At 47.5% G+C, this 14,069-nt stretch carries 12 protein-coding genes; 7 read left to right on the top strand and 5 right to left on the bottom strand.

Annotated elements, in window-relative coordinates; all coding sequences use genetic code 11:
• The first annotated feature begins 10 nt into the window (after positions 1-10).
• From AC2T15_RS01775 to AC2T15_RS01755, 5 genes are read left to right on the top strand one after another with little or no spacing between them, the layout of a single operon-like run.
• Positions 11-1,927 (top strand): ATP-binding cassette domain-containing protein, encoded by a 1,917-nt coding sequence (locus tag AC2T15_RS01775; protein ID WP_053101115.1) that lies wholly within the window; start codon positions 11-13, stop codon positions 1,925-1,927.
• Positions 1,924-2,502, top strand: coding sequence for a mechanosensitive ion channel family protein (locus AC2T15_RS01770; RefSeq protein ID WP_053101114.1), 579 nt, complete (start codon positions 1,924-1,926; stop codon positions 2,500-2,502). Before AC2T15_RS01775 ends, AC2T15_RS01770 begins: the two co-directional genes overlap by 4 nt.
• A 6-nt stretch (positions 2,503-2,508) precedes the next feature.
• The gene (locus AC2T15_RS01765; protein WP_053101113.1) at positions 2,509-3,243 is read left to right on the top strand and encodes a TerC family protein; all 735 of its coding nucleotides are present in this window, start codon (positions 2,509-2,511) and stop codon (positions 3,241-3,243) included.
• Between the two features lie 57 nt (positions 3,244-3,300).
• Positions 3,301-3,708, top strand: coding sequence for an SMI1/KNR4 family protein (locus AC2T15_RS01760; protein ID WP_486778578.1), 408 nt, complete (start codon positions 3,301-3,303; stop codon positions 3,706-3,708).
• Positions 3,709-3,752: 44 nt separating this feature from the next.
• Positions 3,753-4,235: an acyl-CoA thioesterase gene (locus tag AC2T15_RS01755; RefSeq protein WP_053101987.1), complete on the top strand. Its 483-nt coding sequence runs from the start codon at positions 3,753-3,755 to the stop codon at positions 4,233-4,235.
• Between the two features lie 51 nt (positions 4,236-4,286).
• Here the strand turns inward: AC2T15_RS01755 and hexR are convergent, their stop codons facing one another.
• The 4 genes from hexR to hslO all read right to left on the bottom strand — a co-directional run bounded on the left by hexR (position 4,287) and on the right by hslO (position 9,402).
• Entirely contained in the window at positions 4,287-5,138 is an 852-nt protein-coding gene (gene hexR / locus AC2T15_RS01750; RefSeq protein WP_053105104.1) for a transcriptional regulator HexR, read from the bottom strand.
• Positions 5,139-5,227: 89 nt separating this feature from the next.
• Positions 5,228-6,691, bottom strand: coding sequence for a glucose-6-phosphate dehydrogenase (gene zwf / locus AC2T15_RS01745; protein ID WP_486778577.1), 1,464 nt, complete (start codon positions 6,689-6,691; stop codon positions 5,228-5,230).
• Between the two features lie 170 nt (positions 6,692-6,861).
• Positions 6,862-8,403 (bottom strand): phosphoenolpyruvate carboxykinase, encoded by a 1,542-nt coding sequence (locus AC2T15_RS01740; RefSeq protein WP_053103412.1) that lies wholly within the window; start codon positions 8,401-8,403, stop codon positions 6,862-6,864.
• 105 nt (positions 8,404-8,508) lie between these two features.
• Positions 8,509-9,402 carry an Hsp33 family molecular chaperone HslO gene (gene hslO / locus AC2T15_RS01735; protein WP_286637975.1) on the bottom strand — a complete coding sequence of 298 codons (894 nt, stop codon included), beginning with the start codon at positions 9,400-9,402 and terminating at the stop codon, positions 8,509-8,511.
• Positions 9,403-9,537: 135 nt separating this feature from the next.
• Here hslO and AC2T15_RS01730 point away from each other — a divergent pair, with 135 nt between their 5' ends.
• The gene (locus AC2T15_RS01730; RefSeq protein ID WP_053101107.1) at positions 9,538-10,344 is read left to right on the top strand and encodes a phosphatase PAP2 family protein; all 807 of its coding nucleotides are present in this window, start codon (positions 9,538-9,540) and stop codon (positions 10,342-10,344) included.
• 44 nt (positions 10,345-10,388) lie between these two features.
• Here the strand turns inward: AC2T15_RS01730 and fabG are convergent, their stop codons facing one another.
• Positions 10,389-11,144: a 3-oxoacyl-ACP reductase FabG gene (fabG, locus tag AC2T15_RS01725; RefSeq protein WP_486778576.1), complete on the bottom strand. Its 756-nt coding sequence runs from the start codon at positions 11,142-11,144 to the stop codon at positions 10,389-10,391.
• 145 nt (positions 11,145-11,289) lie between these two features.
• Between fabG and polA the strand changes: the two genes are divergently transcribed.
• Entirely contained in the window at positions 11,290-14,022 is a 2,733-nt protein-coding gene (gene polA, locus AC2T15_RS01720) for a DNA polymerase I (RefSeq protein ID WP_053108074.1), read from the top strand.
• Positions 14,023-14,069: the final 47 nt, after the last annotated feature.

Below are 14,069 nucleotides of genomic sequence, written 5' to 3'. Positions count from 1 at the left end.
GAGTATTTTCATGATTCGAATTGATCAGCTGACGCTACAGCGCGGACCACTGCGCTTACTAGAAGACGCCTCACTGACCGTCCACCCCGGTCATAAACTAGGCCTGATTGGAGCCAATGGGGCGGGAAAATCCAGTCTCTTTGCTTTGCTGCGCGGTCAATTACAGGCTGATGCTGGCCATTGTGATTTACCCGCTGACTGGCGGATTGCTCATATGAAGCAAGAAGTCGATACCCTTGAGCGTAGTGCTATTGATTATGTGTTAGACGGTGATACTGAGCTGCGCCAAGTGCAACAGCAACTGCAAGTCGCAGAGGCAAATGCCGATGGCTTAGCCCTCGCTGGGCTGCATGCCAGCTTTGACGCCTTGCAAGGCTACACCGCTGACTCTAGAGCCCGCAAACTACTGGCTGGCTTAGGTTTTACTGAGGCGCAAATGGAACGCCCAGTTAGTAGTTTTTCAGGGGGCTGGCGAATGCGCTTAAACTTAGCCCAGGCTTTGATGTGCCCCTCAGATTTGCTGCTACTTGATGAGCCTACTAACCACCTAGATCTAGACGCTATTTTATGGTTAGAAAGCTGGCTGCAAAGTTACCCTGGCACCTTATTGTTGATTTCCCACGACCGCGATTTTTTAGATGCCGTAGTCAATCACATCGTGCATTTTGAACGACAAAAGCTGATTTTATACCGCGGTGGCTATACGGCCTTTGAGCGTGCCCGTGCCGAACGCATCGTGCAACAACAGCAAGCCTTTGAAAAACAGCAAGCCCAGCGCGCGCACATGGAAGATTTTATTCGCCGCTTTAAAGCCAAAGCCAGCAAAGCCAAGCAAGCCCAAAGCCGCGTCAAAGCCCTAGAGCGTATGGAAGCCTTAGCTCCCGCACACTTAGACTCTCCGTTTAACTTCCGTTTTCGTGAAGCTGATAAAATCTCAATGCCGCTGCTAAGTCTCAAGCATGCCGATCTGGGGCATGGCCAGCAGACTATTTTGCAGCAAATTCAATTACAGTTAGTGCCTGGAGCACGCATTGCCCTGTTAGGTCCTAATGGTGCAGGTAAATCCACCCTGATTAAAACCCTGGTGCAAGAGCTGCCACTATTAAGCGGTGAACTCACGCTGGGTGAAAACCTGGTAATTGGCTACTTTGCTCAACACCAGCTGGATGCCTTAGATATGCAGGCTAGCCCGCTATTGCATTTACAGCGTCTCGCACCCAGTGAGCGCGAACAAACCCTTAGAGACTTTTTAGGTGGTTTTGATTTTAGGGGCGAACGCTGCGATCAGGCAATTCACAACTTTTCTGGTGGTGAAAAAGCCCGTTTAGCCCTCGCTTTAATTGCTTGGGGCAAACCTAATTTACTACTGCTAGATGAGCCAACTAACCACCTTGACTTAGAAATGCGCCAAGCCCTCAGTATGGCTTTGCAAGTTTTTGAAGGCGCGCTATTACTGGTTTCCCACGATCGTCATTTACTCAAAAGTACCATCGATGAGCTGTACTTAGTGGCTAATGGTAGCGTTCAAGCCTTCGACGGTGATTTAGACGACTACAGTCGCTGGCTGGCAGAGTTCAGACAACAGCAGCTCAGTCCAGCGAGTGTGGCCTCCACTGAGGCAAGCAATAAAATTGATCGAAAAGCCCAACGTCAAGCAGCTGCTGCGTTACGCCAACAACTAGCGCCTTATCGCAAGCAAGCCGATAAGTTAGAACAGCAGCTGGATCAAACCCAAAATCACCTCCAGCGAATTGAGCAGCAATTAGCTAATCCATCAATCTACGAAACTGCAGCCAAGGATCAACTTAAAACCTGCCTCGCTGAGCAGGCTAAATTTAAAGCTGAAGCGGAACAACTCGAACTGGCGTGGCTCGAATGCCTTGAGCAATTAGAGGAGCTACAGCAACAATTGGAGACAGCTGAATGAATGAGACTTTTCAAGTCTGGGCTAATGATTGGCTAGGCATTTTAATTCCTGGTGGCAGAATTTTATTTATTATTCTGATGGCGTGGTTGATTCAACGAATTTTAACTCGCGCCTTCACTCGCATAGCCGAGCGTTATCACATGCCACCCAGCATGCTACTGCCACTGCGTGGGGCCATTCGCTGGCTGATTCTCGGTAGTGCCTTTATGCTCATTTTGGAACGCTTAGGGGTTTCTGCCAACGCGCTCTGGACCGCACTCACCGGATTTGTCGCCGTTGCTGCCATTGCTTTTTTTGCCGCTTGGAGTGTGCTCTCGAATTTACTCTGTGCAGCACTAATTTTTACCGTTGGCCCGTTTCGGATTGGCGACTATGTGGAAGTCTTAGAAAGTGCAGAAAAGCCTGGTGTTAAAGGGCGCGTGGTAGCTATTAATATGCTCTACACCACCCTAGAAGATATTTCCGAAGGTAATGCTGGTGCCTTACTGCAAATTCCTAACAGCTTATTTTTTCAAAAAATTATTCGCCGCTGGCGTGGTGCCAACGGTCCGCTTCCCTTAGCTGACAATGAGTAACCTGAAATGGAATGGCTAACTAATCCCGAAATTTGGGTCGCGTTCATTACCCTAGCCGCCTTAGAAATTGTGTTGGGCATTGATAATATTATTTTTATCTCGATTTTGGTCGCACGCCTGCCCAAAACCCAACAAAAGTTAGGGCGTACCCTAGGGTTGGGATTAGCCATGATCACGCGAATTTTATTATTACTATCCATTTCTTGGGTGATGGGCTTAACCAAAGAGCTCTTTGTCGTCTTTGAACAAAGTATTTCTGGCCGCGATTTGATTTTATTCTTCGGTGGCCTATTTTTACTGTTTAAAAGTACCACCGAGGTATGGCATAGCGTTGAAGGCGAAAACGCTGAACAAACGGCCAAACCGTCAACTGGCGGCTTTATGGGGCTGATGCTACAGATTGCACTGATTGATATTGTATTCTCCCTCGACTCTGTCATCACTGCAGTTGGCTTGGTGCAGCATGTACCAGTCATGGTGGCAGCTATTATGTGCTCCGTATTGGTAATGATGTTAGCTGCTGCACCGATCAGTAATTTTATTGATCAACACCCATCACTTAAGGTATTAGCCTTATCATTTTTAATCGTGGTCGGCACTTTACTGATTGCAGAAAGTTTTGATGTGCATGTGCCTAAGGGTTATATCTACTTTGCGATGGCCTTCTCCTTAGCCGTTGAGGCGCTCAATATCACCATGCGGCAACGGGCGCTGAAAAAGAAAGGCAAAATCCTCAGCTAATTTCCGATTAATTACACACCACATGCAATATTTGCCGTGGTGCTTAGAGGCCCTGTAATGGAAGAAGTAATCGAGCTGCTCAGAGAGCGCTGTGAAGCAACACCGGTTCCCCTTGAACTCCCTGATGAAGAAGTTTTGGTGGAAATTCAAGAGGAAATTTTACTGCATATCCCTTATGATCTACGTCAATTCTTACTCACTGTCAGTGATGTGGTGTATGGCTCGATTGAGCCAGTCACCGCCAGCGATCCCAACTCCCACACCTATTTACCTGAGGTCACTGCCTTAGCTTGGGAGCAAGGTTTACCCCGTTATTTAGTGCCTGTCTGTGACACCGGTAGTCTAATTTATGCCAGCGATCCTGACGGGGTTATTTATGCATGGGATTATGCCACCCAAGAACTCACCGATGAAGAATGGGAGTCGATCTGGGACTGGTGCAGTGAGGTCTGGCTCAATGCTTAAATTTGAGCTTATTTGTTAACTACTTTTGTAAAACTGAGATGATGATGACACCTGGAGCTTCAACCCTAAGCATGACCGTGTTAATGACCCCTGATAAAGCCAACTTTTCAGGTAACGTACACGGTGGCACCTTACTTAAATACCTTGATGAAGTTGCTTACGCCTGTGCGAGCCGCTATGCCGGCAGCTACGTAGTGACCTTATCGGTGGATCAGGTGGTTTTTCGTCAGCCGATTCATGTCGGTGAGCTAGTCACTTTTTTAGCCTCAGTTAACTACACTGGTCGCACCTCAATGGAGATTGGTATCAAGGTGATTACGGAAAATATTCAACAAAAACACGTGCGCCATACCAATAGCTGTTTCTTTACTATGGTCGCCATGGGTGAAGATCGCAAACCCGTGGCCGTTCCACCGTTAAATCCACAGACTCCAGAGCAAATTCGCCGCTTTAAAAATGGAGAACAACGTCGACAAATTCGCCTAGAGCTGAATGAGCGCTACCGCGAAATTAATAAGAACGACTAATCGCTTAACTCCCTGTGCTCTTAGCACAGGGAAACCTTGCACATATCGACTCTACTTGGTTTTATTCGACAAACGCAGACTACGCAAGCTGCGTTTAACGCTTTTCAAATGATTAACTAAATCAGGCCCACGCGCCATAGCGACGCCCATCGCTAGCACATCAATCACCACTAGGTGAGCAATCCGTGAGGTCAGCGGTGTATAGATTTCGGTATCTTCTTGCACGTCAATCGCTAAGTGAATTGTGGCTAACTCTGCCAGCGGTGTTTCACTCGGACACAGGGTTATCAAAATCGCCCCGGTTTCCCGCACCAAGTTAGCGGTGGTTAACAAGTCTTTCGAGCGACCTGATTGCGAAATACAAATGGCAACATCGGTTGGCTTTAAAGTGACCGCCGACATGGCCTGCATATGCGGATCACTGTAAGCCGCCGCAGTCAGTAGTAAGCGGAAAAACTTATGCTGGGCGTCAGCGGCCACTGCGCCTGAGGCGCCAAAGCCATAAAACTCAACCCGCTGTGCTTGCGCCATTACTTTAATTGCCCGCTCTAAGGCATCGACATTAAGTGATTCACGCACTTCCATTAAGGTGTGCAATGTGGTGTCAAAAATCTTTAGCGAAAAATCAGTAACCGCATCTGACTCTTTAATTTCAAACTGACCAAAGCTCGCCCCAGAGGCAAGGCTTTGCGCCAGCTTAAGTTTTAAATCCTGAAAACCAGCACAACCCACAGCGCGACTAAAACGCACAATGGTCGGCTCACTAACACCTACGGCAGCCGCCAACTCAGCCATCGAGCTATGCATCACATCCGCTGGATGCTGGAGTACATAATCGGCGACTTTAAGTTCTGACTTACGCAGAACCTCACGGGATTCTGCTACCTGCTGTAATAAATTCACGCAACCTACTCAACTTTAAACCAATATGTAGTGAGGCTGTAGTTATACTACAAAAATATATTTTCCGCAGCTATTAATTGTTCAACAGTTTATTTAGCTGGTGCTTTAAACCATTGCCGCCCTTGATGGGCTAACATTTGCCGGGCATCTTCTGGCCCATCGCTTCCTGCGGCATAGGCTTTGGGTTGCTTAGCGTTGGCTTTCCAGGCGCGTAAAATACCATCCACCCATTGCCAAGCCGCTTCCACCTCATCGCGGCGCATAAATAGCGTCGAATCAGCCTCAATTACATCTAACAATAAGCGCTCATACGCATCCCAACGGCGGGTAGTTTTAAACGCATTGGCCAAATCAATATCCAAGGCTACAGGCTGCAAATTCATGCCCTTACCAGGAATTTTCGCCATTAACTCTAAGGTAATCCGCTCTTCTGGCTGCAGCCGAATAATTAACCGATTAACCGCATTGTTATTAAATAAGTAATGCGGTACTGGCTTAAACTGAATCACAATTTCTGAGGTTTTTTGCGCTAAGCGTTTACCGGTACGCAAATAAAAGGGCACGCCTGCCCAGCGCCAGTTATCAATTTCAGCTTCCAGTGCGACGAAGGTTTCGGTGTCACTGTCATTATCGACATTTTTCTCAAAGTAATACGCCGCTACCGCCTCACCATTTAGCGTGCCCGCTGTATATTGCCCGCGCACCGTTTTCTCTTGCACACTGGCTGAGGTGATCGGTTTGAGTGCTTGAAGCACCTTAACCTTCTCATTGCGCACCGCTTCCGCATCAAAGCGCATAGGCGCTTCCATGGCGGTTAAGCACAGTAATTGCAGCAAATGATTTTGCAGCATGTCACGCATGGCGCCAGCTTGATCGTAGTACTCACCCCGGCTGCCGATCCCTACCGTTTCCAGCACGCTAATTTGCACATGATCAATATGCGCAGCCCGCCATACCGGCTCAAACAAGGCATTGGCAAAGCGTAATGCCATTAGATTTTGCACTGTTTCTTTGCCTAAATAATGATCAATGCGATAAATATTTTCTTCTGCAAAACTTTGACCAATTTGCTGATTAATCGCTAATGCTGAAGCTAAGGAATGCCCTAACGGTTTTTCAATCACAATCCGTGCGTTGGCTTCGGCCAAGCCGATCGTGCCAATGTGGTTAGCAATAGGGGCAAATAACTGCGGCGCTGTCGCCAGATAATAAATCACCGTGCGCGCGGCTGCATCTGGCGCCTGCTGCAGAAGATGGGCTTTTAACTTGGCGTACTCAGCAGCGTGGCTCGCATCCAACGCAAGGTAAGCTAAATGCTGACTAAACTGCTGCCAGCTCGCCGCATCAAAGGCTTGCCCCTCAAAACTACGGCAGCTTTTTTCAGTCAATTGCTGGTACTCAGCATCACTCATTTTTTTTCGGGAAATTCCGACAATCTGCATCTGCTCTGGCAGGCAGCGATCTTTAAATAAGACATACAACGCTGGAATGAGCTTACTCAGCGCCAGATCCCCAGTTCCACCAAAGACATAAATTAACAGCTGCTGATTCATGACCCTCTCCTTCGAGCAAATTCACCTGCAAACATGGCTTACACAGATACCTAGCTCAGACCTAGGTGCCCTGCACAGTGTTCACTAAACGATTGTTAGGCTGCAGAAAAATCGTCCACCAATAAAAAACCGCCCAGAATTAGGCGGTTTTTATGTAACGCAAAACTAACTTACAGCTTAGGACCTGCAGCTTTAATCGCCTCAGATACGTCAAACTTTTCAAAGTTATCAATAAATTTAGCGGCTAGCTCTTTAGCAGCGGCATCATAGGCTGCTTTATCGGCCCATGTATTGCGTGGATTGAGCAAGTTGCTGTCTACGCCAGGCACTGATGTTGGTACATCCAAGTTAATAATTGGCAAGTGTTCAGTTTCTGCACCTACTAAGGTGCCCCCTTGGATAGCCGCAATCACTGCACGGGTGGTCGGAATGTTAAAGCGCTGACCCACGCCGTAACCACCACCAGTCCAACCGGTGTTTACCAAGTACACTTTCGAACCAAAGGCGTTAATCCGCTTGATCAGTAACTCAGCATACTCGCCCGCTGGACGTGGGAAGAATGGCGCACCGAAGCACGTAGAGAAAGTAGAGCGAATACCTTCGCCAGAACCCATTTCGGTTGAACCAACTAACGCCGTGTAACCCGACAAGAAGTGGTAAGCCGCCTGCTCGTTATTCAGGATAGATACCGGTGGCAATACGCCTGTTAGGTCGCAGGTTAAGAAGATAACTGCATTTGGCTCACCGCCAAAGTTTTTCTCTGAACGCTTTTCAACGTGAGTCAAAGGGTAAGCTGCACGGCTGTTTTGCGTGAGGCTATCATCTTCATAGTCTGGGCTGCGTTGCTCATCTAGCACAACGTTTTCTAGAACTGCACCAAATTTAATGGCTTTCCAGATAACAGGCTCATTCTTTTCTGACAGGTCAATACATTTGGCGTAGCAACCGCCTTCAATGTTAAATACCACACCCTCGCCCCAACCGTGCTCATCATCACCAATTAGGTAACGGCTTTCATCGGCGGACAGGGTGGTTTTACCGGTACCGGATAAACCGAAGAACAAGCTCACATCGCCTTCTTCACCAATGTTAGCCGCACAGTGCATAGGTAATACATCTACCGCTGGCAGCAGGTAGTTCTGCACTGAGAACATGGCTTTTTTCATTTCACCGGCATAACGCATACCAGCAATTAAAACTTTACGCTCAGCAAAGTTAATAATCACGCAACCATCTGAGTTAGTACCATCACGCTCTGGCACACATTCAAAGTTGGCAACGTTAAGAATCTGCCACTCATCTTTATTGCTTGGGTTATAGGTCTCTGGCTCAATAAATAAGCAACGACCAAACAAGTTCTGCCACGCGGTTTGCGTAGTCATTTTCACTGGTAGGTAATGAGCTTCAGCAGAACCTACGTGTACATGGGAAACAAAGTGATCTTGTGCATTGTTAAAGGCTTCAACACGATCCCACAGTGCAGCGAACTTATCGGCACAGAATGGACGGTTAATTGGGCCCCAAGCAATATGCGCTTCGGTGCTTGCCTCTTGTACGATAAAACGATCCGCAGGAGAGCGGCCTGTACGATGGCCAGTTTTAACAACGAGTGCACCAGTATCAGCTAAGGTGCCTTCGCCACGTAATACAGCTTCTTCTACTAATTGAGCTGCACTAATATTGGTGTACACAGCAGGTTTTGCTTGCGTCATGTAGTCCCCATCGGCAAGTGCCGACTCCTCCAAAAGTTTTGTAGTGCCAAAAGGCTAGGCACTACATGGAAAAATTGTGTGCGTAATTATGCCAGCTTTTACTAATTAATGCACGGTCTGCGACTGATCACTCTGTTCTGCTTGTTCGAAGATTTGCGCCACATCTTTACCATCAAATAAATAGCGCTCGTTGCAGAACTGACAATCAATCTCAATTAGATCTTGTTTTTCTTTCAGCAGCGCTTCAACGTCCTCACGCCCCAAACTTACCAGAGCATGAATTGAACGTTCTCGTGAGCAGCTGCAGTTAAAGCACACTGTCGCCGGATCAAATAATAGAATATTTTCCTCATGGTAAAGACGATGCAAGATGGTCGCATTATCTAAGGCAAACAATTCATCTTTAGTCAGGGTCTGGGCTAAGGTGAGTACATGCTCCCAGTGCTGCTGCCGCTGATCCGCTTCTGGTACGCGGTCAACGGGCAATTGCTGCAACAAAAAGCCCCGGGCTTGCTGACCATCCGCGGCTAACCAAAAATGGCTACCTAATTGCTCTGAATTAGCGAAATAAGCATTCAGTGAGTCAGCTAGCGTTTCTCCTTCAAAGGCCACTAAGCCCTGATAACGCTGGCCATCTTTGGGTTCAATGGTCATGGCCATAATGCCATTGGGCATCAACTGCTTAAAGCCTTGCTCAGCACCTAATTGGGCCTGATCATAACGGGCAATAGCACGCATTTCACGCTCACTGGAGCACTCTACCATCAGTAAAGAAACTGGTCCTTCTGAACGGGCCTGCAGGGTTAACAAACCATCAAACTTAAGGGTGCCGACCAATAAAGCCGCGGCAGCCAATAGCTCACCTAATAGAACAGCGACTGCAGGAGGATAAGCATGGCGCTGCAATACCTGCTGATAGGTTTGATCCAGTTGCGCTAGCTCGCCCCGGACGTCTGCGTCTTCAAATAAAAAACGCTGGGTAAAATCTTTATCGTGCATTCTCTCAACCTATAAAACTAAGGGGCAAAAGCAATCTGGAACAGCCAGCTAAAACCAGTGACTAATTACTGTATGATAGTCACCTAACAATAGCTTACTTCTACTCTTAACCAATCAATGTAATTCTCTGTATCTATGGCTTCTGTATCAATTATTCAAGCACGCTGGCGTAAAACGTCCTTTATTCTACTGCAGTTATTCAGCATCCTGTTACTGAGTAGCTGGCTAATACCCAGCACCGCCAGCCTCTGGAGGTGGGTGGATGAGCCCGTCTATCGACTACTGAATGGAAGTTTAGGCCATTTCGCCGCTTGGGATTTGTTATGGGCTTTTTTAAGTACTCGCGTAGCTGACCTACTTGCAGGTAGCGTGATGTTAATTTCTTTAATTTATAAAGATTTTATTTTCAAACAAGCCCAGCTCAAAATCGCCTTGCTGACCTTTATCAGCTTGCTTACTGTCATGCTCATCTGGCGCACAGTTTTTACTAAAGTGATTACCCAGCTGGGGCTACAGCATGCTAGCCCTTCGGTGTTTTTTGGTGATGGTTTTCAACTGTCGCAAGCCTTTCCTTGGATGGAACGCTATCTAGAAATTAAAGACCGCTCCAGTCGTAGTTTCCCTGGTGACCATGCCTCGGTTTTATTGTTGTGGTTGCTCTTTACCAGTTATTTTGCCCAAGGTAAGCAGCGACTGTTAGTCATTGCGTTAGGGATCTTTTTTATTCTGCCGCGCTTAGTCGCTGGCGCACATTGGCTCAGTGATAACTTAGTCGGCGGCCTTTTTTTAGCTCTGCAAAGCCTAGCTTGGGGCTACTGCACTCCCTTGACCCATAGCTTAACTCAAGGATTAAACTGGATGACGACGCCGATCTTACGGCTTGCACAGCATGTGCCTGGGCTAAAACTGTTAGCCATCGTGCAAGCTGAAAGCTGCCGTTAAGTCCATACACCATGGCGGCTTGCCGCCATGGTGTATGAGTGTCATTACAACAATGCTTCTGGAGATTCTGGCAAAATTTGCCCACCATCGACAATAATGGTTTGTCCGGTGATAAATTTAGCTTCTTTAGAGGCTAAAAAGCACACCGCATGCCCAATATCTTCTGGCTCACCTAAGGTGTGGGTCGGCACACTGCGACTCATTTGCGCTAAGTACTCTTCACCTTGGGCTTTAAGGCCCTCGGTTAAAATATTACCCGGCATGACTGCGTTAATAGTCACGCCTTCACGCGCCACTTCTAGTGCGGCACTGCGCATAAATCCTAACTGTGCAGCTTTACTAGCGCCATAATGAGACCAGCCAGGGTAGCCCGTGATCGCGCCGGTAATGGATGAGGTAATCACCACCCGGCCATAATTTTGCGCACGCATCGGCTGTAACACCGCCTGCACCATAAAAAACATACTTTTTACGTTAACTGATTGCATCTGATCCCAGTTTTCTTCGGTCATTTCAGCAATCGTTGCTTGGGGGAAAATACCGGTATTGGAGCAGAGAATATCCAAACGGCCATATTCTTTAACTACTTCAGCCACTACTTGCTGACACTGGACTTGTGAAGTCACATCCAGTGCTTTAAACGCACAGCCGAGTTGTTCGGCGGTGGCGGCTCCCTGCTCTTGATCAATATCCGCAATAATTACTTTAGCGCCCGCTTTAACTAGGGTCGCAGCAATCCCTTGACCAATCCCTTTGGCGCCACCTGTTACAATGGCAATTTGTTCTGTTAATGAAAACATGAGGCTCTCCTTATATCGAGTTACTAATGAATTAACAGGCTAGCAAAAAAGGCCATTCAATTTGACCACTTTTTGCTCTAGCATTTACTCCATATTCTCTGATTGATATTACAACTGGTCGTTTGACCAAGGGTTGACCTTGCGCATGTCTACTGCACCTTTAGTTTTAGTTGATGGCTCGTCTTATTTATACCGAGCATTTCACGCCTTACCTCCACTAACCACCTCCAAAGGCCAGCCAACAGGGGCGATTAAGGGCGTACTCAATATGCTCCGCAGCCTAGAAAAAGACTATCCCGATAGCACCCTCGTGGTGGTCTTTGATGCGAAAGGCCCAACCTTTCGTGACACCCTCTTCGAGCAGTACAAAGCGCAACGTCCGCCCATGCCTGATGACTTACGTAGCCAAATTGCTCCGCTCCACCAAGCAGTTAAAGCCTTGGGCTTGCCTTTATTATGCGTTGAAGGTGTAGAAGCGGATGATGTGATTGGCACCCTGGCAATTCAAGCCTCTGAGTTACAAATTCCGGTGGTAATTTCCACCGGCGATAAAGATATGGCGCAGCTCGTCAACGAGCACATCACACTGGTTAACACCATGACCAACACCGTGATGGATATAGAAGGCGTTAAAGCCAAGTTCGGTATTGGCCCTGAGTTAATTATCGACTTTTTAGCCTTGATGGGCGATAAAGCCGACAATATTCCTGGCGTACCTGGCGTCGGGGAAAAAACAGCGCTTGGCTTACTGACCGGCTTAAACGGTGGCATGGATACGATTTATGCCAACCTCGATAAAATTGCTACGCTGTCTTTCCGTGGCGCTAAAACATTAGCACCTAAAATGGAAGAACACCGTGAAATGGCTTACTTATCCCGTGAATTAGCCACTATTAAACTGGATGTTGAGTTGGATTACCGCGCCGATCAACTCAAAGCCAGTGAGCCAGATTATGCTACTCTCGCCGAGCTTTACCGCGAGCTTGAATTTAAAAGTTGGCTCAACGCCTTAAGTAATAAAGCCGAAGCCAAAGCCATCGATTTACCGCCGGCCGAGCCTGAGTTAGCTATCGACTACCAAACCCTTCTAACCTGGGAAACATTTGATGCATGGCTACAACAGCTAGCACAAGCCAAGGTGTTCGCTTTTGATACCGAAACCACCAGTGTCGATGCACAACAAGCGCAGCTGGTAGGTTTTTCAGTGGCAATCACGCCAGGCATCGCAGCTTATGTGCCTCTGGCCCACAGTTATATGGGCGTACCTGAACAACTGGATTTTGCACAGGTACTGAGCAAAATTAAGCCTATTTTAGAAAATCCTGCCATTGGTAAGATCTGCCAGAACGCCAAATATGATATCAACGTGCTAGCTAACCATGGCATTCAACTGCAAGGCTTAGCCGCTGACACCATGCTTGAGTCTTATGTATTAAACTCAACCGCCACTCGCCATGATATGGACAGCTTAGCGCTTAAATACCTAGGCCAGCCCACGGTCAAGTTTGAAGACATTGCTGGCAAAGGCGCTAAGCAACTTACTTTTGATCAAATTGATTTAGCCCAAGCCGGCCACTACGCTGCAGAAGATGCTGATCTGACGCTGCGCTTACATCAGGCACTACAGCAACAGCTAGCCCCTATTCCAAGCTTACAAAGAGTACTCGATACGATAGAGCTGCCATTGGTACCGGTACTGGCGCAAATGGAGCGCCATGGGGCATTAGTAGACGCCCACTTGCTAGGTAAACAAAGTTTAGAGCTGGGTGAAAAACTGACTGAACTAGAGCGACAAGCCTTTGAAATTGCTGGTGAAGAATTTAATCTTGCCTCACCTAAGCAGTTAGGCACTATTTTGTATGAAAAGCTTGGCCTACCTATCTTGGCCAAAACCGCTAAGGGCCAGCCTAGCACGGCAGAATCAGTCCTTTCACAATTAGCAGAAGATGGTCATCAACTCCCCATACTGCTAATGGAGTACCGCAGCCTAAGTAAACTAAAAAGTACCTATACCGATAGTTTGCCACAACAAATTAATCCCGCCACGGGGCGCATTCATACCAACTATCATCAAGCAGTTACTGCCACTGGACGCCTGTCGTCTAGTAATCCAAACTTGCAAAATATTCCAATCCGCACCCCTGAAGGTCGCCGCATTCGCCAAGCATTTATTGCCAAGCCAGGTTATAAACTGATTGCCGCTGACTACTCGCAAATTGAGTTGCGCATCATGGCGCACCTCGCTCAAGACGCCAGCTTATTAGATGCCTTCCGGCATGACCGCGATGTGCACCGCGCCACTGCCGCTGAAGTCTTTGGCGTCAGCTTAGAACAGGTTAGTAATGAACAACGGCGCCGGGCGAAAGCGATTAACTTCGGACTAATTTACGGCATGAGTGCCTTTGGTTTAGCCAAACAAATTGAATGCTCACGCAGCGAAGCACAAGAATATATCGAGCGTTATTTCACTCGTTACCCTGGGGTGCAAGATTATATGGAACGCACCCGTCAGCAAGCCGCTGAGCAAGGCTATGTCGAAACCATTTTTGGGCGTCGCTTATATCTACCCGAAATTAAGGCCAAAAATCCCGCTATGCGCCGCGCCGCCGAACGCACCGCGATTAATGCGCCAATGCAAGGCAGCGCTGCAGATATCATTAAACGCGCAATGATTGAAGTACAGCAGTGGCTGCAAGATAAGCAATGGGATGCCCAGATGATTATGCAGGTACATGATGAATTGATTTTAGAAGTTCGAAAGGATCAGGTAGATGCTATTAGCCAAGGCTTAATTGAACGTATGCAAGCCGCAGCTGAGCTGGATGTTCCTTTAATTGTTGAGGCAGGTGTGGGGGATAACTGGGATCAAGCCCATTAAGCCTTATCGCTTTCCATTCAGTTAAGTCACGTATTTTATTATTGACC

It is taken from the genome of Thiopseudomonas sp. SA1F2-1K (assembly GCF_057443035.1).
This window is presented reverse-complemented; position numbering and strand designations above follow the sequence as displayed.